Annotated in this window: 18 protein-coding genes and 3 pseudogenes; 13 read left to right on the forward strand and 8 right to left on the reverse strand. The window is 47.2% G+C overall.

Annotation, left to right across the window (positions count from 1 at the left end):
* Positions 1–37: 37 nt before the first annotated feature.
* The 5 genes from AGRI_RS02875 to AGRI_RS02895 all read left to right on the forward strand — a co-directional run bounded on the left by AGRI_RS02875 (position 38) and on the right by AGRI_RS02895 (position 6,373).
* Positions 38–1,636, forward strand: coding sequence for an ABC-F family ATPase (locus AGRI_RS02875; RefSeq protein ID WP_008983505.1), 1,599 nt, complete (start codon positions 38–40; stop codon positions 1,634–1,636).
* A 163-nt stretch (positions 1,637–1,799) separates the two neighbouring features.
* The gene (locus tag AGRI_RS02880) at positions 1,800–2,267 is read left to right on the forward strand and encodes a Dps family protein (protein ID WP_008983506.1); all 468 of its coding nucleotides are present in this window, start codon (positions 1,800–1,802) and stop codon (positions 2,265–2,267) included.
* Positions 2,268–2,563: 296 nt separating this feature from the next.
* The gene (locus AGRI_RS02885; protein WP_008983507.1) at positions 2,564–3,433 is read left to right on the forward strand and encodes a hypothetical protein; all 870 of its coding nucleotides are present in this window, start codon (positions 2,564–2,566) and stop codon (positions 3,431–3,433) included.
* Between the two features lie 339 nt (positions 3,434–3,772).
* Complete coding sequence (locus tag AGRI_RS02890) at positions 3,773–4,618, forward strand: HDOD domain-containing protein (protein WP_008983508.1); 846 nt, start codon at positions 3,773–3,775, stop codon at positions 4,616–4,618.
* 57 nt (positions 4,619–4,675) lie between these two features.
* On the forward strand, positions 4,676–6,373 hold the full coding sequence (locus AGRI_RS02895) for an NAD-dependent malic enzyme (protein WP_008983509.1): 1,698 nt from the start codon (positions 4,676–4,678) through the stop codon (positions 6,371–6,373).
* A 20-nt stretch (positions 6,374–6,393) separates the two neighbouring features.
* Here AGRI_RS02895 and zapA read toward each other — a convergent pair whose 3' ends face one another.
* Both zapA and AGRI_RS02905 read right to left on the reverse strand, forming a co-directional pair.
* On the reverse strand, positions 6,394–6,657 hold the full coding sequence (gene zapA / locus AGRI_RS02900; RefSeq protein WP_008983510.1) for a cell division protein ZapA: 264 nt from the start codon (positions 6,655–6,657) through the stop codon (positions 6,394–6,396).
* Positions 6,654–6,860, reverse strand: coding sequence for a hypothetical protein (locus AGRI_RS02905; RefSeq protein WP_008983511.1), 207 nt, complete (start codon positions 6,858–6,860; stop codon positions 6,654–6,656). Before AGRI_RS02905 ends, zapA begins: the two co-directional genes overlap by 4 nt.
* A gap of 192 nt (positions 6,861–7,052) precedes the next feature.
* Here AGRI_RS02905 and AGRI_RS02910 point away from each other — a divergent pair, with 192 nt between their 5' ends.
* Complete coding sequence (locus tag AGRI_RS02910) at positions 7,053–7,484, forward strand: OsmC family protein (RefSeq protein WP_008983512.1); 432 nt, start codon at positions 7,053–7,055, stop codon at positions 7,482–7,484.
* Here the strand turns inward: AGRI_RS02910 and AGRI_RS02915 are convergent.
* Complete coding sequence (locus tag AGRI_RS02915) at positions 7,472–10,297, reverse strand: ligand-binding sensor domain-containing diguanylate cyclase (protein ID WP_008983513.1); 2,826 nt, start codon at positions 10,295–10,297, stop codon at positions 7,472–7,474. The genes AGRI_RS02910 and AGRI_RS02915 overlap by 13 nt on opposite strands.
* A gap of 378 nt (positions 10,298–10,675) precedes the next feature.
* Here AGRI_RS02915 and AGRI_RS02920 point away from each other — a divergent pair, with 378 nt between their 5' ends.
* Complete coding sequence (locus tag AGRI_RS02920) at positions 10,676–11,644, forward strand: endonuclease (RefSeq protein WP_237713013.1); 969 nt, start codon at positions 10,676–10,678, stop codon at positions 11,642–11,644.
* A gap of 60 nt (positions 11,645–11,704) precedes the next feature.
* Entirely contained in the window at positions 11,705–12,376 is a 672-nt protein-coding gene (locus tag AGRI_RS02925) for a tellurite resistance TerB family protein (protein ID WP_008983515.1), read from the forward strand.
* Between the two features lie 45 nt (positions 12,377–12,421).
* On the opposite strand, the gene yghU is transcribed toward AGRI_RS02925, so the two are convergent.
* Positions 12,422–13,261, reverse strand: coding sequence for a glutathione-dependent disulfide-bond oxidoreductase (gene yghU, locus AGRI_RS02930; protein WP_008983516.1), 840 nt, complete (start codon positions 13,259–13,261; stop codon positions 12,422–12,424).
* A 173-nt stretch (positions 13,262–13,434) separates the two neighbouring features.
* On the opposite strand from yghU, the gene AGRI_RS02935 reads away from it, so the two are divergent.
* The 3 genes from AGRI_RS02935 to AGRI_RS02945 are packed head-to-tail and all read left to right on the forward strand — an operon-like array spanning position 13,435 to position 16,813.
* Positions 13,435–14,508, forward strand: a complete 1,074-nt coding sequence (locus AGRI_RS02935) for a phospholipase A (protein ID WP_008983517.1) — start codon at positions 13,435–13,437, stop codon at positions 14,506–14,508.
* A gap of 60 nt (positions 14,509–14,568) precedes the next feature.
* A complete protein-coding gene (locus AGRI_RS02940; RefSeq protein WP_008983518.1) occupies positions 14,569–15,654 on the forward strand; it encodes an AI-2E family transporter in 1,086 nt (361 codons plus the stop codon).
* A 13-nt stretch (positions 15,655–15,667) separates the two neighbouring features.
* The gene (locus AGRI_RS02945; protein ID WP_008983519.1) at positions 15,668–16,813 is read left to right on the forward strand and encodes a GNAT family N-acetyltransferase; all 1,146 of its coding nucleotides are present in this window, start codon (positions 15,668–15,670) and stop codon (positions 16,811–16,813) included.
* A gap of 17 nt (positions 16,814–16,830) precedes the next feature.
* Here the strand turns inward: AGRI_RS02945 and AGRI_RS02950 are convergent, their stop codons facing one another.
* The 3 genes and pseudogenes from AGRI_RS02950 to AGRI_RS02960 form a co-directional block, all read right to left on the reverse strand.
* Complete coding sequence (locus AGRI_RS02950; RefSeq protein ID WP_008983520.1) at positions 16,831–17,430, reverse strand: DUF938 domain-containing protein; 600 nt, start codon at positions 17,428–17,430, stop codon at positions 16,831–16,833.
* Positions 17,431–17,444: 14 nt separating this feature from the next.
* Entirely contained in the window at positions 17,445–18,191 is a 747-nt protein-coding gene (locus tag AGRI_RS02955) for an SGNH/GDSL hydrolase family protein (RefSeq protein ID WP_008983521.1), read from the reverse strand.
* Positions 18,192–18,707: 516 nt separating this feature from the next.
* Positions 18,708–19,454: pseudogene (locus AGRI_RS02960) on the reverse strand (IS3 family transposase); the annotation flags it as partial.
* Positions 19,455–19,656: 202 nt separating this feature from the next.
* On the opposite strand from AGRI_RS02960, the gene AGRI_RS16495 reads away from it, so the two are divergent.
* Together AGRI_RS16495 and AGRI_RS16300 are read left to right on the forward strand one after the other, a co-directional pair.
* The gene (locus tag AGRI_RS16495) at positions 19,657–19,881 is read left to right on the forward strand and encodes a hypothetical protein (RefSeq protein ID WP_008983523.1); all 225 of its coding nucleotides are present in this window, start codon (positions 19,657–19,659) and stop codon (positions 19,879–19,881) included.
* A 148-nt stretch (positions 19,882–20,029) separates the two neighbouring features.
* A pseudogene (locus tag AGRI_RS16300) lies at positions 20,030–21,111 on the forward strand (IS4 family transposase); the annotation flags it as partial.
* A 289-nt stretch (positions 21,112–21,400) separates the two neighbouring features.
* Here AGRI_RS16300 and AGRI_RS02975 read toward each other — a convergent pair.
* Positions 21,401–22,676, reverse strand: a pseudogene (locus tag AGRI_RS02975) (IS4 family transposase).
* Between the last annotated feature and the right edge of the window lie 189 nt (positions 22,677–22,865).

Here is a 22,865-nt window from a genome sequence, read left to right on the forward strand (position 1 = left end):
CGCCCCTTTTTTCCGGCAGCAACAATAGGTTCCCGCAGTGATTTCTACCAATAATGTAACCATGCAGTTTGGCGCTAAGCCGCTGTTTGAAAATATCTCCATTAAGTTTGGTGACGGTAATCGTTATGGCTTAATTGGCGCCAATGGCTGCGGTAAGTCAACCTTTATGAAAATTCTGAGCGGTGAACTGGAGCCTACTGCTGGTAATGTCTTTGTTGAGCCGAATTACCGTGTTGCTAAACTGCATCAGGATCAGTTCGCCTTTGAACAGTACTCAGTGATTGATACCGTGATTATGGGCCACGCTGAACTGTGGGCGGTAAAAGCCGAGCGGGATCGGATCTATGCGGATCCGGAGATGTCAGAAGAAGACGGTATGCGCGTCGCCGATCTGGAGGTGGCTTTTGGTGAGATGGATGGCTATTCCGCCGAATCTCGCGCCGGTGAACTGCTTTTGGGCGTAGGTATTCCAATTGAACAACACTATGGCTTAATGTCTGCGGTGGCGCCGGGTTTTAAACTGCGGGTATTGCTGGCGCAGGTGCTGTTTGCTGATCCGGATATTATGTTGCTGGACGAACCGACCAACAACCTGGACATCAATACGATTCGCTGGCTGGAAAACGTGTTAGCCGAGCGTAACTCGACCATGGTGATTATTTCGCACGACCGGCATTTTTTAAACAGCGTCTGTACCCATATGGCTGATCTGGACTTTGGTGAGTTGCGGGTTTATCCGGGTAACTACGATGAGTATATGACAGCGGCGACGCAGGCGCGGGAGCGTTTACTAGCCGATAACGCCAAGAAGAAAGCACAAATTGCCGAGTTGCAGACCTTCGTTAGCCGTTTCTCGGCCAACGCTTCTAAAGCCCGTCAGGCTACCAGCCGTGCTAAGCAAATCGAAAAAATTAAATTGGAAGAAGTTAAAGCCTCCAGCCGGGTTAACCCCTTTATCCGCTTTGAACAGCAAAAGGGCCTCTATCGTCTGGCTTTAGAAGTTGAAGGGCTGACCAAAGGCTTCACCGAGCACAAGCTGTTTAAAAACCTGAAGCTGACCGTTGAGGTGGGTGAAAAAGTGGCGATCCTCGGTACCAACGGTATTGGTAAATCAACCTTACTTAAATGTCTGGTAGGGGAGCTGGCACCAGAAAGCGGCACCGTAAAATGGTCAGAAAATGCGAATATTGGCTACTATGCGCAGGATCATGCGCATGAATTTGCTGAAGATATGACCTTATTTGACTGGATGAGTCAGTGGAAGCAACCTTCGGATGATGAACAGGCGATCCGTGGCATTTTAGGCCGCTTATTATTCTCACAGGATGAGATTAAAAAGTCCGTTAAGGTGTTGTCGGGTGGTGAGCAGGGCCGGATGTTATTTGGCAAGCTGATGTTGCAGCGACCAAATATTCTGATCATGGATGAGCCAACCAACCACCTGGATATGGAATCGATTGAGTCGCTAAACCTGGCGCTGGAGCACTACAAGGGTACCTTGTTGTTTGTTAGCCATGACCGCGAATTTGTGTCATCGCTGGCCAGCCGGATCATTGAAATTACCGATCAGGAAATTCGCGATTTCGCAGGTAGTTACGACGAATATCTGGCGCGGCAGTTGGCACTGCAAGCCTGATATTTGCAGCCTATTTATTTGTTAGACCACAACCCCGGATCTGAACCGGGGTTGTTTTTTTATTTTTAGGCCCCAGATCAAGGAATAAGTGAAAAGGTTAATTCAGAAACTCAGGTATCTATGCTACTGTTTTTTGTACCTGAATATATAACGGGAGTGTCTAATGAAGATTAATATTGGTATTGATGAAGAACAGCGTAAAGCCATTGCTCACGGTTTATCGGTCTTACTTGCTGACACTTACACCTTGTATTTAAAAACCCACAACTACCACTGGAACGTAACAGGCCCAATGTTTCAAACTTTACACACTTTGTTTGAAACCCAATATACCGAGCTGGCAGTTGCGGTAGATGATATTGCCGAGCGGATCCGTGCTTTAGGTGAGTTTGCACCCGGCTCATATAAGGAATATGCCCGCTTGACCAACTTGAAAGAAGCCGATGGTATTCCGTCTGCCGAAGAGATGATTAAAGACTTAGTCAAAGGTCAGGAAGCGATTGCTAAAACAGCGCGCTCTATCGTACCGGTAGCCGATGGCGCTTCAGATGAAGTGACCTTGGATCTACTGACTCAGCGTATGACTGTGCATGAGAAAAATGCCTGGATGTTGCGTAGCTTAGTTGCCTGATTATTAATCACTTTCCTAAGGCCGCGTTCGCGGCCTTTTTTGTCAGGATTTTTTACATCTAATTCTTAATGGTTAGGGCGAAAAAATAGCATCAACAATAAAATTGATTATAAAACAATGAAGTAATTTGGTATAGGTAAGTGCTTCCTCTAACTAGAATGGTAGAGCTATTTACACACTACTAATCGAAAGGTTGAGCAGATTAATAAATTATATTGAAAACAACATCTTGCGCCTTTATCAATTGTGGCGTGTTTCTTGTGTATTTTTGGGCATAATCCAAATGGAGAATTGTTATGAAACCGTTCAATTTAAATCTAGCTGTCTTGGGTGGTGCTTTACTGTTTTCAGCGTCTGCGTACGCCTCACTGATGACCGAAGGCGTTGTCTATCAAAACTGTAATGCCGTTACGATTAACTTCATCGGTGAGACCCCAAGCTCAACCAACTTGCTGGAAGGTGCTCCGCCGGTTGCTGCCAGCTCTTGTGTCCGGTTTTCTGGTAACGATTCTACTTACGGCTCTGGCGGTAATGACAATACAGGTGAATTTGGCGATGGCTCATTGAATAAACCACCGTTTTCTCTGCTTGATGGCTATGAAAATTTGTTTGCTGATTGGGTAGCCTATGACAGTAATGGTGATGGGGTAAACGATGCGTTTAAACCAGGTTGGATTGGTTTGGCCAAAATCGAAAATGGAGTGTCTTACTTTAGTGTCAATGGTGTTATGCTAAATAATGATCCGGTTTATGGCGACATTATTGACCTAATGTTTTCCAGTAGCGACGGTTGGTTAACTGGCACTTGGTTTTTACAAGTTAACGAATCAGCTATTCAGGCAGCTAAAGATTTACTGGGCAATAGCTATTTTGATCACCTTAACATTATCCTGAAAAGTGGCAACAGCGGTTTTGCATCTTACAACTTTGATTTTAGAGAATTATTTCCACAGGTAAATTTAGAAAGAAACTACTCCATCGGAGGTGCTTGGAGTTCCGCCAATTTGCTCGGTCCCAGAGGGCAGCAACAGCAGCTGTCTCATGCCGTATTTGCGGCACATGACCCGCTGTTGACTACTACAACCACTATCCCTGCACCAGCACCATTTTGGTTATTGGGCTTAGGTTTGGGATTATTACTGGTTAATCGCAAAGTCCGGAGTTGAATAGTTACAAGATGCATTAAAAGGAGCTGCGGCTCCTTTTTTGTTGTATCACACCACTTTTTATCTTTTACCACTTTACTCCTAAAACTGTACTTTATCGTGGCATTTTGATAGTTCATTTGGTAGTGAAATGCTGGGTGATTTGAGCTCTTTAGTTAAAATTTACGGTGATGGCGGTTAACAGGCCGTCATTGTCGGGTTTTTCCGGGGGTTATGTCGCTGCTTTACTAAAAAGCACTAAGAATTTTTAGCAAAACCTTGTAAAATCCCCGAGTCAAGCAACACTTAACGTAACGCCTGTGTAGTGAAGGCGTCCAGACTCAAACCGGAGAGGCTAAAATGAATGCGTTACAGTACGCGCAGAATGTTGTAGAGCTGTTTTCATTACCCGACAGCTATTTCCGGGTGCGGGAATTGATGGAATCTGACACGGCTAATCTGGATGATATCGCCGAAGTCATTCTGCTCGATCCGGTATTAACCTCCAAACTGCTGAAACTTGCCAATTCTGCGATTTACCGTTTACCGTACCAAGTTGACTCTGTTAGTAAGGCATTATTAGTTCTGGGCAAAAATCAGGTCTATAACCTGATACTCAGTATTGGTATCAGCTCTGCCTGTAGCCAGGTCAATACCAATGCTATCGATTTGGATCGGTTTTGGGAGCAGAGTGTCAACGCGGCTTTAATTGCCCGTTATCTGGCTGCGCATCTTGGCCTCAAACATGCTGATCGCGCTTATGTCTCGGGTTTGTTACATAACGTTGGCGAGTTAGTTGTGGCACAACAAAAGCCGGAGTTGGCGCGTGACTGCCAGCAATATACAACTGAAATTAAACCCTGGCAGCAGCAGGAGAAAGTTTTAGGCTTTAGTTACGCTGCCTGCGGTGCTGAATTGTTGAATTTATGGCAATTACCCGATGCTATTGTTGAGCCGGTTGCCTTACAACATAACTGCCAATATACCACCCGCTCGAATGAGGAGCTGGTAGTTAATCTGGCGGTAAGACTGGCCCTGGCGAATCAACATCCCGAACTTTATAATATTAAAAAGCTTGTCGACCCGTTTTTACTGGAGTTGTTGCAGCTTACTCAGGCGGATCTGTTGAAGTCTATTGATTTTTGTAATACCGAGGGCTTATTTGTGCTATCGGTTCTTAATCCACGGATCAGCACTATATATTAAAATCTTCTATCTAGCCGGCCAACAGGCCGGCTGTCTTCTGTTAATACGGATTTCATCATGTCAGCTATTATAAATAAGAAACGGCCTCTTTATACCGGTTATGCCGGTTCAGCCTTATTGGAAACACCATTGCTTAATAAAGGCAGCGCTTTTACTGCAGAAGAACGCGCAGCCTTTAACCTGACCGGTTTATTACCGCCACGCTATGAAACCATTGAAGAACAGGTAAGCCGCTGTTATCAGCAATACCGCAGCTTCGACGACGCCATTAATAAGCATATTTATTTACGTGCCATTCAGGATAACAACGAAACCTTGTTCTACCGCTTGGTGCAACAGCATTTAGAAGAAATGTTGCCGATTATCTACACCCCGACAGTGGGTGATGCCTGTGAACAATTTTCTGATATTTATCGCAGTGCCCGCGGCCTGTTTATTAGCTATCAGGATCGCTATAACCTGGACGATGTGCTGCGCAACGCCACTAAAGCCAAAGTAAAGGTTATCGTGGTGACAGATGGTGAGCGGGTATTAGGGTTAGGCGATCAGGGTATTGGTGGTATGGGTATTTCCATCGGTAAATTGTCGCTCTACACCGCCTGTGGTGGTATCAGCCCGGCTTATACCTTACCTGTCATGCTCGATGTGGGTACTAACAATAAAAAGCTGTTAGACGATCCGATGTATATGGGGCTGCGCCAACCGCGGGTTGCTCAGGATGAGTACAATGAATTTATCGAGCTGTTTATCGCCGCTGTGCAACGGCGTTGGCCTGAAGCGATTATTCAGTTTGAAGACTTTGCTCAGCCTAACGCGATGCCGATCCTGCAACGGTATCGTGATCAGGTACGCTGTTTTAATGATGATATTCAAGGTACGGCTGCAGTAACCGTTGGTACTTTACTGGCCGCCTGTCGCAGCAAAGGGGTGCCGTTACATCAACAGAAAGTGGTGTTTGTTGGCGCGGGTTCGGCCGGCTGTGGTATTGCCGAGGCCATTATCAGTCAAATGGTTGCCGAAGGCATTGCAGAGTCACAGGCGCGTAGCCAAATTTATATGGTGGATCGTTTTGGGTTGCTGACTGAAGGTATGCCTGATCTACGGGATTTCCAACAAGCTTTACAACAATCTGCGGCGGCAATTGCTGGCTGGAACTTCAGTGGTGACTATCCAAGCCTATTAGATGTTATGTATTGCGCCCAGCCAACGGTGTTAATTGGTGTTTCTGGCCAGGCGGGCTTATTTACTGAGCAGATTATCCGGGCTATAAAAAAGGGCTGTGAATTACCGATTATTTTTCCATTAAGTAATCCATCACGACAAGTCGAAGCCACGCCAGAACAGGTAATTGAATGGACCGACGGACAGGTGATTGTTGCAACAGGTAGCCCGTTCAAACCGGTTCATTACCAGGGACGTGACTATTTGATTACACAGTGTAATAACAGCTATATTTTCCCCGGGATTGGCTTGGGTGTTATTGCGGCTAAGGCAAGGTTAATTTCTGACGAGATGCTGCGTTCTGCCAGTGAAACGCTGGCTGCGAATTCGCCACTGGCTAATACTGGTAAAGGTGGCCTGTTACCACCTTTTACCGAGCTGGCCGCACTGAGTAAGAAAATTGCTTTTGCGGTTGCCAGGGTTGCTATGCAGCAAGGCTTAGCGCTGGAATTGGACGATAATGCTCTGCAACAGAGAATTGAAGATAATTTCTGGCGCCCGGAATACCGGCAATACCGTAGAACCAGTAATTGATCACGATACGGCGTAGCAGCTTAGTCTGCTTGCCTGATCGTCGTTAACAGTGTGTGTAATTGCTGCTGCTCAAGTGTCTGTTGCTGCAATAACTCCGCGACCAGATTCACGGCGGTCAACACCAATAACTGGTCACGATTAGCGAGTGGCGATTGTGCAGCTGCGGTTGTCAGTCGCTGTTCGAGCTCGGTTTTGATTTGTTCCGGTGTCAGCTTACTATTTGTTGTCGCTTTCAGGCGGTAGTGACGTCCGGCAATCTGCAGCATAAAATTCGGCTCACTCATCCGTTGTTAGGTGCAAGTTCCGCTAATAATTGCCGGACCTGCTGTTCGACCTGTATTTGTTGCTCTTCCTTTTCCATCAGCTCCAGTTGAACCAACTCGTGCTGTTCTTTAAGCGTTGTCAATTCCTGTTGTAACCTTTGATTCTTAACTAGCAGTTGTTTAACCGCAGTTTGTAACTCTTCAAATAACGTTGTGGTAGTCATCTTAGCTCCGACCCAGTGTGAAAAGGCGCTACACTAATCAAAGGCCCGCCAGATTGCCAGTAAAACAAGCCATTAGGCGGCTGAGTGTTGGTTATCTCGGCAATTTGCCGTGATAGCCACTTTGTTGATCTAAATCAGGTAGCAGTGGTAGCAATCATTTATATTAGGCCAACTTAATAAACAGGGGGCGATATGCTTAAAACAGTTAGTGTCGAGAGTGAAATGGGTGAGGGGTTTGCGGTAACAACACAACTTGGTGATCACCAAATATTTATTGATCAGCCTGTTAATGCCAAAGGCAGTGGCTTGGGGCCAACACCCTTGCAGATGTTGCTGTTTGCTGTGGGTGGCTGTATTGCAACCATTGCGCGTATTGCTGCGTTTCAACAGAAAATCGTGCTGCGAGGAATGAAAATTAAGGTTGACGGCGATTACAACCCGGAGGCACTGATGGGTAAGCCAACTGCTGACCGCGCGGGGTTTCAGCAAATTCGTATCAGTGCAGAAATAGACGCCGATCTGAATGCTGAGCAGAAACAACGCTTTTTAGATGAAGTTTGCGCCCGCTGTCCGTTGCACGATAATTTGCTGCATGGCACCGTGGTGAACCATCAACTGGCATAAGTTAAGCTGGCAATAACCGCGCAACCACGGCCTTGATCTTTCCCCCGATACAAGGCCTGATCTGCCAGCTTAACCCATTGTTCCAGTGACTCGGTGCTGGTTGCCAGCTCAGCGATACCAAAGGTTGCACTGATACATAATGGCTTGTCCTGATATGTAAAGGGTTGCTGCTGCAGTGTGGTTAATAAGTCTTCGCAGAATTTTTTCGCACCGATTGCATCACAATCGCTTAACGCCAGAATAAACTCCTCGCCGCCCCAACGCCCACAGAGATCACTTTCTCGCAGCCGTTGTTGCAGTAACGCCGCAAAGTGTTGTAAGGCCAAATCACCGGCAGCATGCCCGTACTGGTCATTGAAGCGTTTGAAGTGATCCAGATCGATTAACACTATGCTGAGCGGAATAGTTTGTCGGCAGGCTTGCGAGCGTAAAAGGTTAAAGCGCTCACCAAAACCTGATCGGTTTAATAATCCGGTCAGGCTATCGTGTTCAGCGCGTTGCTTCAGTTGTTGAGTCAGCGTTTCTAACGCCTGGGTACGCTCAGTAACCAATAATGCTAATTTTGCGTTTCGCCGTTTCAGGCTTAATTCACGCCAATAGATGATGGAACTGATGCTAAGCAGTAATAGCAAAATACCTATAATCCACAACAGCGGAGACTGCCACCAGGGGGCGGCGACCTGAATATTGATGCGTAGAGGTGAAGCAGAAGTTATCCCCTGACTATTTTGGCCTTCAACTTCCAGCTGATACTGACCGGCGGGTAAATTAACGTAGCGTAATTCTCTGTTACGACTGGCACTGCTCCAGGCGGAGGATAGCCCTAATAAACGGTAACGGATAGTGTTTTTTTCTGGTTCCCGATAGTCCAATACCGAAAAACCCAGTACTAACTCTCGGTAATCCGCCGCCAAATTAATCTCTGAAACCTCACCTGAATATTGGATAGTGTAATTAGCGCCATCAATCAGTACCTTACTCAGTTTGACGTTAGGAACGGATAGTCGCTCCGTATCAGGATCAAACTTGCTGACGACGGTACCATTGGCTGTCCCCAGATAGAGGGTACCATCTGCCGCGACGCTATGTGCATTGCGTTGCAGTGTGAGATCCGGTAGGCCATCGTTGGTGCCATAACTTATAAACCGCTGTATCTGTTGATCAAAGCGAGCCGGTCCATGGTTGGTTAGACTCCAAAGATGCCCTTGTTTGTCAAACAAAGCCGCTGTGATATAGACGCTGGGTAACCCGTGTTCGGTTAGATAATGTTGTTGTTGCCCGCTTTCCAGATTGACAAACCACAAACCATATTCGGAGCAAAGCCAAAGCCGGCTTGAACTCTCGGGAACTACACAATTGAAACCCTCTACTAATTCCCGGGTTCCGGTGTCTACGCGCTGCCAGCCTCGAGTTGAGGTGAGTTTATACAACCCGGAGTAACGGGTCGCTGCAAATAAAACACCATCCGGGCTTAAGGCGAGGTCATAGATTTGGTCGCCACTGTTTTCTGCCAGTTGGGTTAAATTCAGGCTGGCACTATCGGCGCCTACCTGCCAGCTAATTAACCCGCGCTGCCAAACCCCCAAATACAGCACGCCTCGCGTATCGACATGTAGCGCGGTAACCCCGCTGGGCGCCAGGCCGGTTAATTGAAATGGGGTCGGATCAAATTGCAACTGCCCATTTTTAAACTGATATAAACCGGTATCAGTCGCTAACCAGAGGGTTCCGGCCGGATACTCGGCTATCTGATAGATTTTTCGGATATTGGCTTTGGCACGAAACGGAAACTGTTGCCAATCTCCCTGACTATCCTGATAAAGCAAGGTATCCTGAGCGGCCAGCCAAAGTTTATTAGCATGATCGTGAAACAGTGCGCTGGTTAACCGGGAAGCGGCCTGACTTTTGGTTGCCGGCAAGCTAGTCGCTAGCGGGCTAAACACTCTGTGCTGTGGTGTGCCGATAAACAAGCCCTGATCCCGGCTGCCAATCCATAATTGATCGTCAGCATTGACAAACAAGGTTCTAACGTCGATATCGGGTAAAAAATTATAATTATTATCCTTTGCTACCCAAGTCAGGGTTTGGGTGTCTAACAAAAATAATCCTTCGGCCGCACCAACCCAGAGTAAAGTATCACCTTGCGGATGAACCACATTAAATCTGGGTGTTGCCATTGCCGTCGGCATCGGAACTTGCTCAAAGCAATCACAGGTGTTTTGGTAACGATAAATGCCATTTGCGGAACTGGCCCACAGGCCGGAGGAAAATTGTTGTAATGCCCGTACTTCCCGTGCGCGCTCAAGTTGCAATGATGAGGATAAGGGTAAATAGTAGCGTTTTGCTGCGCTTTGATCGGCAGGCAATAATACTATGCCATCTGAAGTGGCAAACCAGATACCCTCACTCGATTCGGTTATCCACCAAATCCGGTTCTGATAAAGTGGGTGAGTGGGTTCATCAGCAGCAAAGCGGCTAATTTCATTTAGATTGCTGCTATCAATATAGTTTACGCCAGCAACGGAACCAATCCAAAGCCGGCGTTTACTGTCCATAAATAAGGTTTGCACCCGGTCGGACGCTAATGCAGCAGGATTGGCGGCATCAGCCCGAAAACGGAGTTGCAGTTGTTGTTGGGCTGAAATATAGGTCAAGCCCTGACCCCAACTGGCAAACCACATGGCGCCGTTGTCATCCAACACAAATTTATTCACATTTTGCCGGTGTTGTGTATCTTTACCGGCCGCTAACCAGTTGATGCTCTCTGCACCGTCAAAACGTAACAAACCGTCGCTATCGGTGGCTAACCACATAAACCCCGATTGATCCTGTCCAATATGGTAAACCGATGATTGTCTTGCGGTTAGTTTATCGGTTGGCGTGGTAAAAACATAATCGGTGGTGCCTAAAGCTCCACCACTACAGCAGCAGATGAGAATTAGCAGAAGACAGAACTTTAGCATTAGCGGAATAGTTAGGCAGGACGTAATTTAGTTATACCTTTTTTAATTGATCAATACAATCTGGACTAGGGACTCAGAGCTCAATCTAAGGTTAGGGTTTGCACTGGTAGCTGCTCTTGTTATGATAAAACGATGCGAATGACCATGTTTCGCAACAGGATATAAACCTCAGCAGGCCGGCTGGGGTTTGACGTCATCGAAGCGCCAACGGCCAGCGCGGTAGTTGTTGTGATTAGAATAGTCGTAGGTTGTTTGCTGGCGCTGCTGTGCTCGGTTGGCCTGGCTGCTGAGCCTAAGAATTTTGAGCAGGCCAAGGTTTCGTTAAAGCAAATCTATCAGGGTGCTGAGCGCACTTTTTATTGTGATTGCCAAATCAGTTGGGTAGGGCGCAGCGGTGGGCGGGTTGATCATCAAAGTTGTGGTTATCAAATCTACTCGCCAAAAGGTTTACCCAGTGAAGCCACGCTAGCTCGAGCTGCGCGTTCAGAAGTCGAACATGTTATTCCTATTTCATGGGTGGGCAAACAGTTGCAATGTTGGCAAAACGGCGGGCGTAAAAACTGTCAGCAACAGGATCCACTTTTTAATCTTATTGAAGCTGACTTGTTTAACCTGACTTATGCAGTGGGTCAGGTTAATGGTTTGCGTTCTGACCTGCCTTTTGGCATGGTCGATGACAGTTTCAAGGGGCAATTTGGTAAGTGCGATATCCGGATCGATACCCGTAATCGTAAGGTGCAACCGACTGCGAGTATTCGCGGTGATATTGCCAGAATTGCCTTTTATATGGCCGATCGTTATAACCTGCGTTTAAGCCGCCAGGATCAACAACTTTACCTGGCATGGCATCAACAGGATCCGGTGTCGGCTATTGAATCATTAAGGCATGAGCGAACTGCAGCGCTTACCGGTCGCAGTAATCCTTTTGTTAGCGGTGAAAAGCAGTGGCAATTGGGTTTTAAAACCAGTGGCATCGGATTAACTGCCGCCGGTTGGCAAAGCTTACAAAGCGCACCGGCGATAGCAAGTAGCGGTAATATGCCGGACAAGCCGCTACACGGTAACCGAAATTCAAAAATTTATCATCGCCCCGATTGTCCGAATTATATGAGTATGGCGCCGGCGAACCGGGTAGTATTCAATTCTGTCGCTGCGGCAGAACGAGAAGGCTACCGGCTGGCGGCAAATTGTCCATAACTAACGGAATTAATTACAGCTGTCCGGCTCTAACGGCTAAATCAGTAAAAGGACTAAGCTATGTTAAATAAAGAGTTCCTCAGCAAATTACTGGCCAGTGGCGGCGGTGATTTAAAACAAAGTAGTACCGGTAGTGGCGGCATTGAACAGCTGTTAAAAGGTAAAGGTGGCGCAGCACTGGCGGGCGGGGCCCTTGGCTATTTGCTGGGCAGTAAGAAAGGCCGCAAAATGGGCGGAAAAGTGCTGACATACGGTGGTTTAGCCGCACTTGGCGTACTTGCCTATAAAGCCTATGGTAACTGGCAACAGCAGCAACAAAATACGTCAGTAGCACCGCAAACCGTTGATCGCCTGCCCGAACCGGCGGCAGAGCAACATTGTAAAGCCATCCTGGTGGCCATTATTGCTGCCGCCAAAGCCGATGGCCATATCGATGAGCGGGAGCGCGAACTGATTGAGCAGGAAGTGAACCGCTTAACCGCTGATCCGGCGTTGCGCCGTTTTGTTGATACCGAGCTGAAAAAGCCGCTCGATCCGACAGCTGTGGCTGCGTTGGCAAGTACACCAGAGTTAGCCACCGAAATCTATTTAGCCAGTGTGCTGGTGATTGACGAAGAAAGCTTTATGGAACGCAGTTATCTCACCGAGTTGGCTAAGCAACTGCAATTGCCCGAGGGGTTACAGCAAGAACTGCGCTCACAGGTGCGAGCCGCCGAGCAGCAACTTAGCTAAACAATGAGCCACCGGGCAAGCTAGCCGGTGGCAAGTCAAAGCGGATTAGTCCAGACCAAAGGGCGCAAAGTCCGCTTTACTGTGGCGCTCAGGCAAGCAAGGTCCGTCACCAAAATTGCGGTTAACGATATAGCCGCGTTTTACTGCCGGACGTTGGTCAATTTCTTTCGCCCAACGCAATACATGTTGATAGCTTTGCACATCTAAAAAGGTTGCAGCATTATATAACCGCCCCAGTACCAGGCCACCGTACCAGGGCCAAATCGCCATATCGGCGATGCTGTACTCATCGCCAGCTACATAACGATGCTTAGCCAATTGCTTATCTAACACATCCAGCTGGCGCTTAGTTTCCATGGCATAGCGGTTAATTGGATATTCGTATTTCTCCGGTGCATAAGCGTAAAAATGCCCAAAGCCGCCGCCGACAAAGGGCGCGCTGCCCATTTGCCAGAATAACCAGTTCATAACTTCAGTACGAGCCGCCAGCGCTTTCGGTAAAAAAGCCTGATACTTTTCTGCCAGATAGAGCAGGATAGAGCCTGACTCAAACAAACGGATCCCAGTGCTGTGATCAAATAAGGCCGGAATTTTGGAGTTGGGGTTAAGTGCCACAAAACCACTGCTGAATTGCTCACCGTCTTTAATACTGATTAACCAGGCATCGTATTCTGCGGCATGGCCTGCAGCCAGTAACTCTTCGAGCATAACAGTGACTTTTACGCCATTTGGTGTCGCCAGTGAATACAGCTGTAACGGATGTTCACCTACCGGCAAATTCTTTTCAAACGTCGCCCCAGAAGTTGGGCGATTAATACTGGCAAAGGTGCCACCGTTTTCAGTTTGCCATTGCCAGACTTCAGGTGGCGTGTAACGCTGTGTCATAGTAGTCTCCTGTGAGGCCTGCTGGCAGCGACGCTGCCAGATTGATGTTGTTAGTTACATCGGGTTTGCTTTTGATGCTGACAAGGGGGATAACGTGATTTTTTTCAATTTAGTTCAGCTGCTTGTCATTTATATCACGTAGACTAAACCAGTATTTTGGAGGGAACCCCTGTATGCATAAAATTCTCCCACTCACGCTTGCGGTAATGAGTGCCACTGTGTTTGGTGCAGAAACCGAGCTTGAAAGCTGTCTGGCACTGGCCGATACTGAACGTCTGGCGTGTTATGATGAAAAAGTGAAAGCCGCGCAAAAACGCCGTTTGCAAGCTGAGCGGCAGGAACCTGCAATAGCGGCAATGAGTACCGGCGAGTCGCAAGACCCCCAGCAAAATACTGAAGCGGGAGCGGCTTTAATCCCGGTTGCTACTATCCTGCAAAGTTTGTGGGAGCTGGATGACAGTGATAAAAGAGGAACCTTCCGGGTCAGAACCTATCAACCCAACTTTATTTTGCCGGTGCATTACAGCAGTTCGATAAACCGGCAACCTCAAAGCCCAACCCGCTCTGGTGCTGAGTTTCAGGACAATTACAAGGATATCGAAGCAAAATTACAGGTATCGCTCAGAGCCAAGGTGTTGGAGGACTTTCTGCTTCCTAATGCCGATCTTTGGTTCGCTTATACCCAAACTTCAATGTGGCAACTCTGGAACTCGGAAGACTCTGCACCGTTTCGCAGCACCGACTATCAACCTGAGGTGGTCTATGTGATCCCAACACTGGATTATCTGCATAAGCTACCTTTTGGCTGGAGTATGCAGATGCTGCAACTGGGTTTTGTGCATCAATCGAATGGTCAGAGCGAGCCGTTATCCCGCAGCTGGAACCGGGTATATGCTGCAGCCGCTTTTGAGCGCGAGCAGGTAGGCTTTCAGATCAAGTTAAACAAACGTATTACCGAATCACCGTCGGAAGATGATAACCCGGACTTAACGTCTTATCTCGGCACCACAGAACTGCAACTCAATTGGTTACCTGGCCGTTCCACCGCGTCTTTAACCCGTAAAATGAGTTGGCGTGATTTCTCACGCGGCTCCTGGCAGTTGGACCTAACTTATCCGATTAATAAACAGCAACCTGATGGTTTGCGTTTACATCTACAGCTTTTTTCCGGCTATGCTGAAACGCTGCTGGATTACAATCATCGGCAAAATAGTATAGGCTTAGGCGTAATGTTGTTTAATTTCTGATACCTATAAAGATTGGGTATGCAGCGAGCTAAAGGTCAGTAAATTGTGAAGGGAAGACGCATGCCGGCTAAATTTCAGATTGAATCACGCCACTATATTCTAATTATTGCGTTGTTACTGGCGCTCTATGGCAGTTACCTGCTAATAGCGCCTTATATTGGCGCTATCGTATTGGCTTTTGTGTTATCGCTACTGTGTTTCCCGGTGCATGAATGGATTGAAACCAAATTGCCGGGCAAACCAAATTTGGCAGCGACAGTATCGCTGCTGTTGTTGGTAGTCGTGATTCTGGTGCCGGCGGCCCTGGTATTTGGCGCCATTGTGCAGCAGGGTTTAACCTTTACTAAACAAAGCTATAGCTGGCTTGGGCAGGGTGGTGCCGAACAACTATTACAGCATCCTTATTTACAGCAACTGCAGGTATTCCTGGCGGAGTGGCTACCCGGTGAAAACCTGGATGCCAGAAGTATTATTGAGAAGATTAGCGAGTTCGCAGCGGGTTTTGGTAAAGAACTGCTGAACCTTAGCACCAAGCTGGTCGGGGATATTACCGGTTTGGTGTTTAGTTTTATTCTGATGTTGTTCGTGCTGTTCTTTTTACTGCGCGACCACGCCAAAATTGTTGATACCCTGCACTGGGTCTTACCGCTATCACGCTCTCAAGAAGAAGCCTTATTAACCGAAGCAAAGATGGTCGCCCGTTCCGCAGTATTGGGTTCGGTGCTTACTGCTATCGCGCAAGGTATTGCCGGCGGTATTGCTATGGCCATTGTTGGCTTTCCGGGCTTGTTCTGGGGCACCATGATGGCCTTTGCCTCCTTTATACCGGCCGTGGGTACGGCTTTGATCTGGCTCCCAGCCAGTTTATATCTGATCCTTACCGGTGATTGGGGTTGGGGTTTGTTTCTCGCCGGCTGGGGCGTGGTGGTCGTCGGTTCTATTGATAATGTCTTGCGGCCGATCCTGATGCAAGGTAGTTCTAATATGAGCACCTTATTGATTTTCCTGTCATTAATCGGCGGGATCCAATTGTTTGGGTTGATCGGTGTGATCTATGGCCCAATTATTTTTGCGCTGACACTGGTGTTGCTGCGCATTTATACCATTGAGTTTAAAGACTTCTTAGAGAAGCAGGATAATAGTTAGGCGTACTGACGCTATGCAGCTGCGCTGGCTAAACTCTTTACAGGCTATCGATGCCGCCGAGTGGGATGCGTTATTCCCGCCGGACTACCCGTTCAGCCGCTACGCTTTTCTTGCGGCATTAGAGCAGGGCGGTAGCGTCGACGGTGGTACCGGTTGGCAAAGTCAGCATCTTACTGTCTGGCAGAATCAGCGCTTAGTTGCCGCTATACCAGGTTATCTGAAAGCGCATTCTTACGGTGAGTACCTGTTTGACTGGCAAATTGCTGAGGCTTACCAGCAATTGCAACTGCCTTATTATCCGAAATGGATTGCCGCCATTCCTTTTACGCCGGTAACCGGACCGCGGCTGGGGTTTTTACCAGGCATGGATCGCGCATCGCTGCTTAGTGCCATCACCGGTTTTTTAACGGCAGAACTGGAAACGGGTAAACTTCATAGCCTGCAGTGGCTTTATCCGGAAGGCGATTTAACTCAGGCATTAACCGAACAGGGATTTTGGCTCCGTCATGATGTGCAGTTCCTATGGCACAATCGGAACTATCAAGACTTTACTGGCTATTTACAGCGTCTGAACTCACGAAAACGTAAGCAAATTCTAAAAGAACGGGCAGCCTGTGCTGATTTGCAGCTGGTTAGATTGCTAGGCTCAAAGCTAACAGCAGCGCATTGGCAACAAGTGCTGCAGTGTTATCAGGCGACCTATATCAAACGCTCCGGGCATCGTGGTTATATTACTGCGCAGAGCTTTATGCAAATGGCGTCACAGTTAGCGGATTGCATAGTGGTTTTTGCCGCCTTTGATCCCGCCAAACCACAGCAGATGCTGGCAGCTGCTTTATGCTTTCAGGGTGGCAATACGCTCTATGGCCGTTACTGGGGGGCGCTGGAACCTAATGACTATCTGCATTTTGAGCTTTGTTATTATCAGGGTATAGAATATTGCATCGAGCACGGATTAGCGTTTTTTGATGCCGGCGCTCAGGGTGAACACAAGCTAAAACGCGGTTTTGCGCCGGTATTACGCTATGGTGCCTACTGCTTTGCCGATACGCCTTTATCCGCTGCGATCCAGGGCTATTTCAAACAAGAGCAGCAGCATTTGCAGCACTATCTGCAAGCTGCAGAGGTGGCATTACCCTATAAAACTCCGCTTGAATAAAATCCGTGTTGCAGCGGTTAGCGTTTAAACCAGAGTAGCCGGTTATTCGCCGGCATCGCGATATCCTGCTGTAGTAAAAAACCCTTTGCCGCCGCCAACTGCAGAATATCTTCGCTATTACGAATGCCCATTGCCGGATCCCGGCACTTTAAGCTGGCATCAAAAGCCTGGTTACTGGCGCTGGTAAATTGGCCTTGATAGTTAAAAGGCCCGTAGATACAAAGGGTTGCTTCTTGTGTGGCAAATTCATCTAAGCGACTAAACAGGCGCTTAACCAGTGGCCAACTGATAATATGCAAGGTATTGGCGGTAAAAATACCATCAAATCGCTGTGCGGACACGCTGTTACCGCTGATATCCAGTGCCAGTGGCGGCGGCAAATTGGTTAAAGCACCACGACGGATCCGTTCAGCCAACGCCGGTAAATTGCAGTGCTGATCGCTGCTTTGCCAGCTAAGGTGATCCAGCTGACTGGCGAAGTACACCGCATGCTGGCCAGTACCACTGCCAATTTCCAGTATCTGCTGGCAATTGGCAAAAGCCTGATTTAATACCGACAGAATAGGGGACTTATTATTTTCACAGGCTTGCGAGTAGGGTAGATCGCTATCGTTCATCGTTATCACTTATCTTAAGTCTGCTTACAGTCTGTAGCAGCTCTTTCCAGTAGTAATTGTGCCCAAAGCGCCGCACCTTTAGCCGAAGGATGAAAGCCGTCTGCTGCCAGTAGCTCCGGGCTTAACGGCAGCTTAGCATCAACCAACACTGCGTTGGGCCACTGGGCTAACTCTTGCGCTAAAACCCTGTTTAAGAGTCGCGCCTTCAGACCAAGCCACTGATTTAACGGCCAGGGTAGCGCGGTAAACTGCTGCATCGGTGGTATGGCGCTAATAATAATCAGTGGTGACTGAAATCGGGTGCTAAGCAATGCGAGTAATTCCCGACACAGTTCGCGGTACTGGCGATTTCCAGTCAGAGCGGTGACATTATTCACACCAATCGAAACATAGATCTGATCAAAGTTTTGCTCGGGCATACTTTGCAGTAACTTAATCAGTCCGTTACAACACAGGCCGCTTTGCGCCACCAGCTGCCATTCTACAGAGTTCGCAACCGCTAACGCCCGGGTCAGATAGCCCGCCAGCGCTTGTTGCTGCGAAGCAATACCGACACCAGCTGCCGCCGAGTCACCGCAAATCAATACTTTTAACACAGGTTGTTGTGCAGCATTGCTTGCAGCAATACTGCCAGCTCTGTCACCAGTGGCTTCAGGTAACCGCACAGCCAGCTTGCGCAGGCGCTTGCCTTGCCAAAGCAATAATGGCCAAAGCAATAATGGCCAAAGCAAAGCAGTGACGAAGTACCAAGATACCTGCATATAAGCTGCTCTCGAAACTCTCTATAACGCTAAAGTTGGCATTATAGCGCGAAATCTATTATTCAAGACCATATGCACCGTGCTGATTTGCTACTACACGCAATGTGGCAGCTGTGGCGGCAATACGCCGTTAAAACTTGTTTGCCCGGCATGCAGTAGCCCGCAAACTAAAGTAAGCAAAGCCAAAGAAACTTACCGGTTAAAGTGCGATGGATGTGGCGCAAGTTTCATATAGAGGGTTAACCGGGATTCTGGAAATTCCTCATGAAATAGCAGTTAACTATATGATATTTAATGCAATATTATTTTCTATCCATTGTGCGGGTTCCAAGTTAACCTGTTGACTAAACTAAATCGTTGCGTAAACAGAGAGCTTTTGCTAAGTCTACTGGGTTTAGGTCGTCAGTGTTGCCGCATAATTTTTGCCTGCTAATGCTACAATACAAAATTGGTTTGTTTAAGCTGGGCGATTTAATGCGCTTTGTGTCGCGTTCGGTGGTTACCGGTTTTGTTTCACTAAGCACTGTTCTTCAATTCAAAATTCTCTGGGCTGAGATAGCTAAGAGCACTATGCCTTCTGGTCTTGTCGTAATCAACCTCAATGTATTCAAAAACGTGTTGGCGCATGGTTTCCCGATCCATTATCGGCTCGTCCTGGATTGCTTCAACTTTCAATGAGTGGAAGAAGCTTTCCGCACAGGCGTTGACGTCCCAGCAGTTTCCTTTGCGGCTCATGCTTTGCACTAATTGGTGCTTTTTAATCAAGTCACGGTAATCATGCGAGCAGTACTGGCTGCCTCGATCACTATGAACGATCACCGATTTTGGGAAGCCGCGACGGAACAACGCCATGTTCAATGCGCTGCATACCAGATCTGCTGTCATACGGTTGCTCATCGACCAGCCAATTACTGCCCGCGAGTACAGATCAATGATTACCGCCAGATACAGCCAGCCTTCGCTGGTCATCAGGTACGTGATATCACCGACCCATTTCTGGTTCGGGCCTGTTGCGCTAAAGTCCTGCTCAAGCAAGTTTGGGGCGACTTGCAGCGAATGCTTGCTGTCGGTCGTCACTTTAAACTTGCGGGCCGCTTTAGCCACTAAACCCTGGCGCTCCATGCTGTTCAGTATGGTTTTTACATCCGGTTTCTTGCCATGCTCAGCAAGGTCAACCTGAATGCGCCTGGAGCCGTTACGAGCTTTGGCGTCGTCAAACGCTTCCTTTATCAGCGCATCACGCTCGGCACGCTTCATAGCCCTTGGGCGCGGTGTCAGGCCGCTTTTACTTGCTCGTTACGTTAACCTGCCACTTATAATTCAAAATTAGCTTAATGCAGAGAAAATGTATGAATATTAACGATTTAGCAAATCTATTATAGGCCAAGACAAGTAGGCAAAAAATTATAGCTGGACTAATTAATTATTCGTCCTCACAGATATTGGCTTCTAAAAAGAGCTGGGCTTGCTATTCGACTCACTAAGCCTCAATTTGAAAAGTAACAAATATTTACCCGCTGCTTCAACATTTTTAGCCCTGTTGTTATGGAATCCAGACAAAACCATCAGCCACATCAGAAAGTATGGGCTGTTTAGAGCATATAAAGTTGGGGTTTCCGTTGGCGCAATTAATAACGCTATTGATATGGCGTTGCAAAATATGGCTTTCTTACAATTAAGAGAAGAGTAACTGGCATACTTGAAGGCCGCCAAGACATTGCTCCGTATTGCACCACACGCAAAAAAATTGAAAACGAGCTTGATACAGCGTCTCAGTATTCAGAAAAAAACACTATTGAAAACCCTTCTGTTTATGGTTAACGAGTTTATATATGAAAACTGCTCTTACTAAAGACGCGCGTTGTACTGTGACAGCCATTGGGCGTGCGATGCCAGGCTCGTCGGATAAAGTCAGTATCAAGCGCGCAGATAGATTACTCAGCAATGCTAATCTGCAGCGGGAGCTACCTCTTATCTATTCGGCAATGACCAAATCTGTCGTGAGCAGTAAATCTCAGCCGCTCATTTTGATTGACTGGAGCAACGCCGATACCGTGAAACGGCATTTTATTCTGCGAGCCAGCATGTCCGCTGATGGCAGAGCACTGACATTATTACAAAAAGTGGCAGCGGCAGAAGACTATACTTGCCCACATGTGCACCGCACATTTTTAAATCAGCTCAAGGCAATGTTACCTAAAGACTGCAAGCCTGTATTGTCGCTGATGCTGGCTTCAAAGTGCCCTGGCTTAAACAGGTACGCAAATTAGGCTGGCATTATGTCGCCAGAGTCAGAGGTAACGTGAAGCTTAAACTGGCAGAGCAAATGGAGTTTATGACTGTCAATGCGCTTTATAAAAAGGCTCGCGCCACACCCAAACACTTAGGCACAATCATGCTGACTTAGACGCAGCAGTATGAAACCCGCGTCATTCTGGTTGGTAAAGGCTATGAGCTATTGAAGCGAGACAAAAATAAGTCTTACAAAGAACCCTGGTTATTGGTGTCATCGTTACCTGAGTGTCATGACTATGCGGGTAAAATCGCCAAGTGCTACAGTAGCCGAATGCAAATTGAAGAAAGCTTCCGAGACCAAAAAAGTCCGCGTTATGGCTTATGGAGTGACTTGCACGGCACCAAATCCAAATCGCGTTTGGATATATTACTGCTACTGGCGGCACTGGCAAATTGGTTCCACTACCTGATGGGTGCCGCAGGTGAAATAGCAGGCGTACACTTACGATATCAGGCGAACACGATTAAAAATCGACGGGTACTTGCTCTGAACTTCCTCGGCATCCTGCTTTGTAATGAACCTAAGCTGCCCATTCGTAGACAACATTATCAGCAAGGGCTAAAGCAAATCGTGCACTGGGTTGCTCGGTGGGACTGGGCGCAAATCAAATTAGCAAAGAGCTGATACTATGGGAGGAAATTTGTGTCTCGAAAATTTAACAAGTCTTGCCCTTCATCCACAATTAGGACATCGAATGAGTCGAGACCTGACCGTCGCAAAGCATTGCTGACAGACTAAATAGTCGAAATTGCTAATCTGTCATTCTGAATTCTCGTCATAAGATAATGTCCCCGCCGTGTCAGGATAGCCCGCTTGCCGCCCGGAAACGGTGCGGCAGTGTCCATAAAGTAGTAAACCTGCTCCAGTACATATGCAAGAGGAAACTAAAAATCATACGTATGTCCTTAAGAGCTTAAGTTACTGATTTACTTATATTAGATAGTGTTTTAAACACCCCATTTTTTTGGTCCCTCGTCAAATTCTGACGCTGGCAACGTTGTGCTAAAAATGCCAATGCTTTATTTATGGCCGTTACTTAATCCGCGCCAGGACCTCTGGCAATATCTAAACAAAAGGGTAACCACCAGATATGGGCTGATTTTGCACCGGTAAACAGTGAAATCACCCGGTCATACTTTTGTTGTGCCGCGTTAATAAGCCATCGTTTTAAAGTTGCCGCGAGCAAGCTTCCCCAGATCAGCGTTTCAACTATTGTTGCATGGTGATTGTCGAATTTATTCAAATTATTCATAGTCTTCCATTCTTTGAATAGCAGTTCTATCTGCCAGCGGACACGATAGAGATCGCCGACAACTTCTGGTGGAAACTGTTGCCGATCAAGGTTAGTGCATACCAGAACATGTCTTTTTTTGTGATCTAATGCAGCAAATGCCACACAACGATAAACCGGGCCATCAGGCCAATGCACGTCTAAATCTAACGCACCTGTACTGGGTAATTCTTTTAGCCATGATTGCGGTGGTTTTGCCTGCTGGCTTTTGTCGCAAACGGCCATTGGATTAACACTTTTGCTCATGCGGCTGATGAAAAAAGCACTGGCATCTTGCAGTTTCTGAATATAACTCTTTGAAAAATAACCGGCATCAGCCATAAATAAGCACCCAGTTAAGGATGACGCTGATGGCAAGTAATCCCGCTCTGGCGCAATGTCTTCGGTCAGACTTACGCTCTATGGTTATCCTTTGAACACGTCATAGGTGACATGCAACTCAACCGTTGCAGGGCTGTGTACATTAAAACGCCCTGGAAAATAGTGCATTAAGTCGCCATGTACCGCGAAACTGCTACCATCTTGTAAAATAATACGGTCAAAAACATCCTGATACTTATCCCTCAGAGTAAGCATGTCGGGAAGATGCACAGCCAATGCTGCGTATTTCAAACACCTCACGCATAAACTCAGGTGCAGACATCTTAACCAATTGTTTATGAAATGGTTTTAGCTGTATGCCAGTGACATGCATATGATTAAATTGACGCTGGATATCAGCAATTGAATTCGTTGTCGCAGAGCCAAGAGCGCTGACCAGCGCCATGCAAAACCTGTGGGGTGTGACCTGGCGGCGTCGTTTCATAAATCCGGTTTGTCGCCCAAGCGTATCAAGCTCAGCTGGTGAAAAAAGTCGTTCAAAAGCGTTTAAGAATCGGATATCTTGTTCATGCTTCATTCGTTTGGCCTGCAAAGGTGATCTTTTTTATTCGCAAAATCAATTAGATCACGAATAAAGCACCTCTTCAAATCCTAAAGATCATACGTATGAACTAAAAATAATCCCTATACATTAATAGTTTGTGCTGACAAAAATTTTTTTAGCTCAAACTATTGACCGACAAATATCTTGACCGATTATGTGGTT

It is taken from the genome of Alishewanella agri BL06 (genome assembly GCF_000272005.1).
GTDB lineage: Bacteria > Pseudomonadota > Gammaproteobacteria > Enterobacterales > Alteromonadaceae > Alishewanella > Alishewanella agri.

Bases quoted from the DNA above. Each gene is read 5' to 3' on its own strand.
- AGRI_RS02895 (WP_008983509.1), top strand. From the start codon at position 4,676: ATGTCAGCTATTATAAATAAGAAACGGCCTCTTTATACCGGTTATGCC.
- AGRI_RS02950 (WP_008983520.1), bottom strand. From the start codon at position 17,430: ATGAACGATAGCGATCTACCCTACTCGCAAGCCTGTGAAAATAATAAG.
- AGRI_RS02905 (WP_008983511.1), bottom strand. From the start codon at position 6,860: ATGACTACCACAACGTTATTTGAAGAGTTACAAACTGCGGTTAAACAA.
- AGRI_RS02935 (WP_008983517.1), top strand. From the start codon at position 13,435: ATGCATAAAATTCTCCCACTCACGCTTGCGGTAATGAGTGCCACTGTG.
- yghU (WP_008983516.1), bottom strand. From the start codon at position 13,261: ATGACACAGCGTTACACGCCACCTGAAGTCTGGCAATGGCAAACTGAA.
- AGRI_RS02955 (WP_008983521.1), bottom strand. From the start codon at position 18,191: ATGCAGGTATCTTGGTACTTCGTCACTGCTTTGCTTTGGCCATTATTG.
- AGRI_RS02885 (WP_008983507.1), top strand. From the start codon at position 2,564: ATGAAACCGTTCAATTTAAATCTAGCTGTCTTGGGTGGTGCTTTACTG.
- AGRI_RS02890 (WP_008983508.1), top strand. From the start codon at position 3,773: ATGAATGCGTTACAGTACGCGCAGAATGTTGTAGAGCTGTTTTCATTA.
- AGRI_RS02880 (WP_008983506.1), top strand. From the start codon at position 1,800: ATGAAGATTAATATTGGTATTGATGAAGAACAGCGTAAAGCCATTGCT.
- AGRI_RS02925 (WP_008983515.1), top strand. From the start codon at position 11,705: ATGTTAAATAAAGAGTTCCTCAGCAAATTACTGGCCAGTGGCGGCGGT.
- AGRI_RS02945 (WP_008983519.1), top strand. From the start codon at position 15,668: ATGCAGCTGCGCTGGCTAAACTCTTTACAGGCTATCGATGCCGCCGAG.
- zapA (WP_008983510.1), bottom strand. From the start codon at position 6,657: ATGAGTGAGCCGAATTTTATGCTGCAGATTGCCGGACGTCACTACCGC.
- AGRI_RS02940 (WP_008983518.1), top strand. From the start codon at position 14,569: ATGCCGGCTAAATTTCAGATTGAATCACGCCACTATATTCTAATTATT.
- AGRI_RS02910 (WP_008983512.1), top strand. From the start codon at position 7,053: ATGCTTAAAACAGTTAGTGTCGAGAGTGAAATGGGTGAGGGGTTTGCG.
- AGRI_RS02915 (WP_008983513.1), bottom strand. From the start codon at position 10,297: ATGTGGTTAGCCACCGATAGCGACGGTTTGTTACGTTTTGACGGTGCA.